The 6000-nt window shown below is 68.0% G+C and carries 5 protein-coding genes and 1 pseudogene; 2 read left to right on the top strand and 4 right to left on the bottom strand.

Annotated features, from left to right (window positions below; genetic code table 11):
• Positions 1-108: 108 nt before the first annotated feature.
• A protein-coding gene (locus ACWGJB_RS48620) for an IS5 family transposase (protein WP_453386447.1) occupies positions 109-968 on the bottom strand; the annotation gives its coding sequence in 2 pieces (ribosomal slippage) (positions 109-608 and positions 608-968; 861 coding nt in all).
• Positions 969-976: 8 nt separating this feature from the next.
• The gene (locus ACWGJB_RS48615; RefSeq protein WP_453386442.1) at positions 977-1705 is read right to left on the bottom strand and encodes a sulfite exporter TauE/SafE family protein; all 729 of its coding nucleotides are present in this window, start codon (positions 1703-1705) and stop codon (positions 977-979) included.
• Between the two features lie 422 nt (positions 1706-2127).
• Between ACWGJB_RS48615 and ACWGJB_RS48610 the strand changes: the two genes are divergently transcribed.
• Entirely contained in the window at positions 2128-2943 is an 816-nt protein-coding gene (locus tag ACWGJB_RS48610; protein WP_453386446.1) for a class I SAM-dependent methyltransferase, read from the top strand.
• Positions 2944-3066: 123 nt separating this feature from the next.
• On the opposite strand, the pseudogene ACWGJB_RS48605 reads toward ACWGJB_RS48610, so the two are convergent.
• Positions 3067-3635, bottom strand: a pseudogene (locus tag ACWGJB_RS48605) (IS5 family transposase); the annotation flags it as partial.
• 579 nt (positions 3636-4214) lie between these two features.
• The gene (locus tag ACWGJB_RS48600) at positions 4215-4709 is read right to left on the bottom strand and encodes a helix-turn-helix domain-containing protein (protein WP_453386445.1); all 495 of its coding nucleotides are present in this window, start codon (positions 4707-4709) and stop codon (positions 4215-4217) included.
• A 369-nt stretch (positions 4710-5078) separates the two neighbouring features.
• Here ACWGJB_RS48600 and ACWGJB_RS48595 point away from each other — a divergent pair, with 369 nt between their 5' ends.
• Positions 5079-5636 (top strand): DUF3291 domain-containing protein, encoded by a 558-nt coding sequence (locus tag ACWGJB_RS48595; protein ID WP_453386441.1) that lies wholly within the window; start codon positions 5079-5081, stop codon positions 5634-5636.
• Positions 5637-6000 lie beyond the last annotated feature (364 nt).

Below are 6000 nucleotides of genomic sequence, written 5' to 3'. Positions count from 1 at the left end.
CCGCCAAGACCGCCCCCGACGCACCATCAGCCCACTACACTCCGGACGATGCCTCTGACCAGGCCAGATAGCGAAACGCTGCTGGAGTACTAGGCCGTTTCGTTTGGATCATCGTGCGGACCAGAGGAAGATTCCAGCGATGTGGAGTCCGGCCAGGTAGATGGTGGCGGTCTTCTCGTAGCGGGTGGCGATGCCTCGCCATTGCTTGAGGCGGTTGATGCACCGCTCGACGGTGTTGCGCTGCTTGTAGGTCTCGCGGTCGAAGGCCGGGGGTCTGCCGCCTCGGCTGCCGCGTCGCAGCCGGTGGCCACGCTGATCGGCCGGGACGGGGATCACAGCACGGATGCCGCGTCGGCGCAGGTGTTCGCGGATCGCGCGGGAGGAATAGGCCTTGTCGGCCAGGACCACGTCCGGTCTGGTGCGCGGCCGACCGCGTCGTTGAGGGACACGCAGGCGGGCCATGACATCGGTGAAGGCCGGTGCATCGCCCGCCTGTCCGGCGGTGAGGACGAACGCCAAGGGCCGGCAGCGGGCATCGGCAGCGAGGTGGATCTTGGTGGTCAGTCCACCACGGGACCGGCCGATGGCGTGGTCGTCGGGTTCACCGTCCGGGGCCCCTTTTTGCGGGCCCCGGCCGCGTGCTGGTGGGCCCGCACGATCGTGGAGTCCACCGAGACCGCCCAGTCGAGGTCTTCGTCGGCGTCGGCCTGAGCCATCAGCGTGGTGAAGACGCGCTCCCAGGTGCCGTCGATGGCCCACATTCGCAGGCGGTTGTAGACGCCTCGCCAGTTGCCGTACTTCTCCGGCAGGTGCACCCACTGGGTTCCGGTCTGGAACTTGAAAGCGATCGCGTCGATCACCTCCCGGTGATCCCTCCAGCGGCCACCCCGCATCGGTGTCCGGTCCGGGAGTATCGGCTCGATCCGCGCCCACTGCGCGTCAGTTAACGGCACACCCAACCCAACGATCTGATGATCTAAACGAAACGGCCTAGCAGACGCAGACGAGAAGCCGGCAAACGGCGGGCAACGCGTGGCCCTAGCGTGGAGCCGGCGAACATGCCCAGGCCCAGGGGCGCTCCGGCCATCCAGTCGACGGGGCCGAAAGCGGCGAACGATGCGGCTGAGACCAGCGCAGGGGCGCCGATGAGCACGTTCTTCAGGGCGTTGGCGGCGACAAGGCGAAGTTCGACGGTGACCATGAGGAGTGCGAGGATCATGACACCTGAACCAGCGCCGAAGTAGCCGCCATATACCGACAGTGCGATCAGCCCGAGCGGAAGGATCATCCTGCGATCCCCAGATGGATGGTCGTTCCGGTATCGCTGGTGCAGAGCAGTAAGCCGGGGCTGCGCGAGCAGGGTCAGCGAGCCGACGAGCACCAGGAACGGCACGACGTGAGCGAACACCCCGGTCGGGGTGGAGAGCAACAGCACCGCGCCCGCTGCGCCACCGAGAGCGGACAGCGGGACCCAGCGACGCAGCCATGGCCCGTGGCCCGCCAGTTCGGGTTGAGAGACAAGAGCCGCTCCAGGCCAACATGCCACTCCGGCAACGAGGTTGGTGACGTTTGCCGATAGGGCAGGAAGCCCCGCCAAAAGCAGAGCAGGGTAGGAGATCAACGAGGTGATCCCGCCCGCGGTGCCGACCAGCCCGGCGAGTACCCCGGCAGCGGCCAGAAACGCACCGTCGCCGAGCCCGATCACGACGCTGACCGCGCACCTGAGCAGACGTCGTGCAGCACGGTCCCACCCCCTACCTTTGCGCCGGTTGTCCGAACGACATATTTGGCTCTGCCCCAGGGGTAAGGTCAACCAGCCCAGGAGATCGCGCCACATTGGGTGCTGACCTGGTGGCGTTCGATCATGCCAACAGCACTCGCTTGCGTAGGAGTTCGAATCCCGCGCGGCCGAACATCTGACGCTTGAGTATCCGCTCTGGTCCACTTCGTGTGGTCGCGTACAGAGGGTGACTGTTGATCAATGGTGGTTTCAGTGGTCGTAGGCGGTCGGTGCGCGCATGACCGGCTGGCCGCACATGAACCTGGCTCCCTCATCAGACCCCCTTGGAATCGGTCATCTAGGCTGGCGCAGTGGCTAATGAGCAGGAGCGGGTGCAGCCGTCGGGAGTGTGGGCCACGGCGGTGGGGGTGGCCAGGGTGCGGGCGCTGGAGACCGAACGGGAGAACGCGCTGTTCCGCGACCCACTGGCACAGGCCTTCGCCACCGCCGGCGGCCTGGGGCCCTCCTCGCCGCTGCTGCCCGGTGACGAGGCCGCGCGACGCCGCCGGCTGGCCGTGGCGTTCTCCATCGTCATCAGGACGAAGTTCCTCGACGACCTGTTGCAGCAGGCCTCCGCGTCCGGGGTCCGGCAGGTCGTGCTGCTCGGCGCCGGCATGGACAGCCGGGCCTTCCGGATGGACTGGCCCGAGGGCACCCGGCTGTTCGAGGTCGACACCGCCGCGCCGCTGGACTTCAAGGCTTCGGTGCTGCGCCAGGAGCGGGCCGTCGCACGCTGCGAGCGGAACACCGTCGCGGTGGATCTGCGTGAGGACTGGCCAGGCGCGCTGGCCGCCGCAGGGCACGACCCGGCCATGCCGACCGTGTGGATCGCCGAAGGACTGCTGATTTATCTGCCCGAGGATGCGGTGGAGCTGCTGCTGGCCCGGATCAGCGCGCAGTCGGCGGCAGGCAGTCGGATGGGGCTGACGTTGGGCTCGCGCGGCGTGATCGAGCGCTTCGGTGCGGACGCCACGCCGGGATCGGCGGCGTCCATGTGGGTCTCGGAGATGCCCGACGACCCGGTGGGCTGGCTGGCCGGGCACGGCTGGGAGGCCGACAGCCACACCCTGCGCGAGCGCGCTGCCGCCTACGGCCGCCCGATCAGCACTCCGCCGCAGCGCGAGGAGCGGCCCGGCGGACTGATCTCGGCGGTCCGCCGGTAGAGCGCCTCCCGGTTCCATAGGTGATCGATTCCCAGGGGGCCTGGCCTGATGAGTGGAGCCAGGTTCATGCGCGGCAAGCCAGTCATGCGCGCACTGACCGCCTACGACCGTTAAGACGTCATTTCAGTTGGTGAGCCGCCGGTGGCATATGAGGGTCGCGGCGATGGCGGTGAAGGCCAGGAAGTGTTCCGGCTTGCGTTCGTAGCGGCGGTGGAGGTGTCGGCAGCCAGACAGCCAGGACACGGTGCGTTCCACGACCCAGCGGTGCCGGCCCAGGTGTCGGGATGGCTCGATGCCTTTGCGGGCGAGATGGTGCCGGATGCCGCGGGAGGACAGCCGGCGCCGCAGGTGCCGGTAGTCATAGCCCTTGTCCCCGCGCAGCTTGCCGGGCCTGCGGCATCGTGGGCCGCGGCGTGAGCGGATGGGTGGGATGCCGCGGACCAGCGGGATCGGGGCCTGGCTGTCGTGGAGGTTCGCCGCGGAGATGCCGATCGACAGGGGCAGGCCACGGCGGTCCACGACGAGGTGGATTTTCGAACCTTTCTTGCCTCGGTCGGTCGGATTCGGTCCCGTCAGCTGCCCCCTTTGAGGGCCCGGATGCTGACGGAGTCGATCGCGTACCGCGACCAGTCCAGACCGCCGCGGGAACCCAGTTCGTCCAGGACCAGGCGGTGGAGGTTGGCCATTCTTCGTGGTGATCGGCGGTGTGCGGGGCGAGCCTGGCCAGCAGATCGTTCAGGTCGGAGGTGGTGAACCTCCACTGGAACGGCTGTGCCGTGGCGTTGTAGCGGTCTTCGACGGCTCGGGGCCGGTCCCTGACCTCGGTGAGGTCGGTGAAGTCGTTGGGCGAGAGGGCCTTGCGCTGGACGGCAGAGAAGTACATCTCGACTTGGTTGAGCCAGGAGGCGTGCACGGGGGTGTGGACCATGACCGGATTCGGGAACGCCGCGGTGAGCCGTTCGGCCGCCTTCTGACCGCGATGGGAGGAGCCGTTGTCGACGATCCGGAAGACGCGCTTGGCGCTTGCGTAGGGTTCCTGGCTCATGACCTGGGGAGCCAGGTTCGTGAGCGGGACGATGCCGGCGCGTTCTTCGGTGCGGCCGGACACCATCGCGGCGTGGACGTCGTAGGCGGCGAGGTAGGCCAGGGCACCGCCGCGTCCGGAGGTGTGATTGACGCGCATCGCCCTGGCCTTGCCGGGGGCGAGGGTGGGGTGGCAGCGGCACCGGGCCTGGATGGAGGTCTTCTCGTCCGCGCTGATCACGTACTCGTCATCGCCGAGCTGTTCGCCCTGCCAGGTGCGGGCGTACAGGTCCAGCACCCAGGCGGCCTTCAGCCGGAAGCCGGGGCTGGTGATGAAGATCCAGGAGCGGTGCTGCCAGGGTTTGAGCGCGTCCTGGGTCAGCCGGCGATGCACGGTCCACGCCGACATGAACGGGGGGGATGCCCCGCCGGGCGGCCTCGCGGGCCAGTTCCGGGCACGACCAGCGTGAGAGCGGTACTTCACTCTCGGCAGGCAGCCGGCAGGCCGGCGCCTTGACCTCGGCGTCCTGCAGCGGTGTGAACGAGGCGGGACGGCCGCAGCGTTGACTGTCGTTGAGCCCGGGCCGGCCCGCCTGGGCGAACCGGCCACGCCAGCGGCGCACGGTGTCCAAATGCAGCCCCGTCTCCCGGGCGATGCATGCGCTGGAGCGTTCACCCGCGACGTGCAGCACAACCTGTGCACGCACCCGCAGCCGGTGCTCGGTCTTGTGGCCGTAGGCCATCTTCTTCAACCGCACGCGTTCGGTGGCACTCGGGGCTGTCGGGCAGGGGGTGCGGACGGGCATGGCGGGCGAACCGATCGGCCTAAGTGGATCACTGGTACCCCGCAGCCTGCCCCGCCCGTCACCGCCCCAGCCCCCGCAATGACCGGTGCAAGAGGCCACTTGGACAGGGAAAACGCAACTTCGACATGGCTCGCAGAGGCAGCTACCTTCGTCTGGTCTTCGGCGATCGGCCACGGTCGCACAGGAGTTCCTTCAGGCTGAGCCACCCGCGACGGGATGAGTTGGTCACGCTCCACGAATCCTCGCCCCCATGCGTAAGCCACCGAACCGGGTCCACACCAGGCACCCCCAACCAGGGAGAGACGCATGCCCCATCTTGCGCTGTACACATTCGGCGTCCTGAAGTCTCCTCTCACAGATCCCGCACCTCTCACGCGCGAGTTCTACGACAGTGGTGAGGCCGTCTACCGGAAGATCAGTCAGCACCCCGGGTACCTCGCGCGTGCTGAAGCGGCAGACGGTGACCGGGGCATGCTCTTCGAGGCGGACTGGGGTGCATGGGGAGAGTTCGCCGTACCGACCTGGTACGGCAAGGGCCGTACGGTGGAAACCACCGCCCTGGCTGCGACCCTCTCACTCTGGACCGACGTGCGCCCCGCCTTCGACGCCGTCTACACCGGTCTGCACCGTGAGGCGCTGAACAGGCGTTACGACTGGTTCGAGAGGTCAGGGCACCCGAATTACGTGTGCTGGTGGGTCTCCGACGGCGTGATACCCACCTGGCGGGACGGGGTTTCCAGGCTGGAGCACCTCCACGACCACGGCTCCGTGCCGCACGCCTTCACCTTCCACCACTCGTTCGCCCCGGAGGGAACTCCGACCAGGATCAAAGGCATCGGGCCGAAGAGTGACCAGGTTCGCTGACAGGGAAGCCTGAACGACTGGGTTCGCTGTCCAACCCCTCGTTTGAATGACGGCGAACAGATGCGTCCGCGCTACGGCGGTCGCGCTCCTGCTCCACCGCGCTGATTTCCCCCTCGTCTCCCGGGCCTGGCCCACGCGTCCGCATCACTGACCGACCCTGATCCCGTGAGCCTATGGCCCGTGATGGCTCCGTCGCCTGGGGAATAGCTGGGGAGCGGTGACCTCACTCAGGGCATGGGCGTGCGTGCGGCGTGTCCGAGGAGCCGGGCTCACGCCCGGGGCATCATCGTCCAATCGGATTCCCAGACGCTGGCCCGGTACGGCACCGCTGATCCCCCAATGCGAGGTGCCCCGGCGGAGGGCG

The sequence above is a fragment of the Streptomyces sp. NPDC054813 genome, assembly GCF_053611365.1.
The sequence above is the reverse complement of the archived record's forward strand: the minus strand, read 5'-3'. Positions and strand labels throughout refer to the sequence as shown.